This is a genomic window from Mesorhizobium sp. M2A.F.Ca.ET.037.01.1.1 (assembly GCF_003998075.1).
Classification (GTDB): Bacteria; Pseudomonadota; Alphaproteobacteria; order Rhizobiales; family Rhizobiaceae; genus Mesorhizobium.
Genome location: NZ_RZSA01001607.1, coordinates 1 through 777 on the forward strand (window position 1 = coordinate 1; position 777 = coordinate 777).

Here is a 777-nt window from a genome sequence, read left to right on the forward strand (position 1 = left end):
CCCGCCGATATTCTCGCCCACGGCCATGGCGATGTCGTTGGCCGATTTGACCAGCATCATCTTCAGCGCATTGTCGAGACGCATCACCGAGCCGGGCTTGAAGCCCATCTTGCTCGGCGGCTCGCCGGCCGAATGCTTGGTCACCTTGATCGGCGAATCGAGCGCCACCTCGCCGGCCTGAATGGCGCGGAAGGCGACATAGGCCGTCATCAGCTTGCTGAGCGAGGCCGGATACCAGCGCTTGAACGCGTCCTGATGCTCCAGAATGGAGCCGCTCTTGAGGTCGAACAGGACCACCGGATTGGCGCGCGCAACGCCGGCAAACGCCGGAAGCGCCAGCGCGCCCGCCAGCAACAGGTTGAGGAAATGCCTCTGCCGCATGATCAAATCCGAAATCGCCTCTTGCCGTAATCGCCACTGGGTCCGTAAGATTTCGTTACCCATCGCCAGCATAAATGCGGCCCGGCCCCTCGACCCGGACCCCATTGTTGCGGTGCTATTTACCCTATGTGACGCCAAAATGGCAAAGTTCAACACAATCACAATTGCTGAGCATCGGTTCTGAACCGACCGCCGCCAATCAACCGAGAGATGGACCGATCATGCCTATTCTCAACCGCGCCGCACAAATGCAGGAAGAAGTCGCCGGCTGGCGACGACATCTCCACCAGACGCCGGAGCTGAATTTCGACGTCTTCCAGACCGCCGGCTTCGTCACCGAGAAGCTGAAGGCCTTCGGCTGTGACGAAGTGGTGACGGGATTGGGCAAGACCGGCG

The 777-nt window shown here is 60.5% G+C and carries 1 protein-coding gene and 1 pseudogene; one reads left to right on the top strand and one right to left on the bottom strand.

The genetic code is table 11. The features are described from left to right. On the bottom strand, positions 1 to 381 hold a 381-nt coding region (locus EOA27_RS38690; RefSeq protein ID WP_145970914.1), incomplete at its 3' end, for a serine hydrolase. 221 nt (positions 382 to 602) lie between these two features. On the opposite strand from EOA27_RS38690, the pseudogene EOA27_RS38695 reads away from it, so the two are divergent. Then, positions 603 to 777 (top strand): annotated as a pseudogene (locus EOA27_RS38695) (amidohydrolase); the annotation flags it as partial.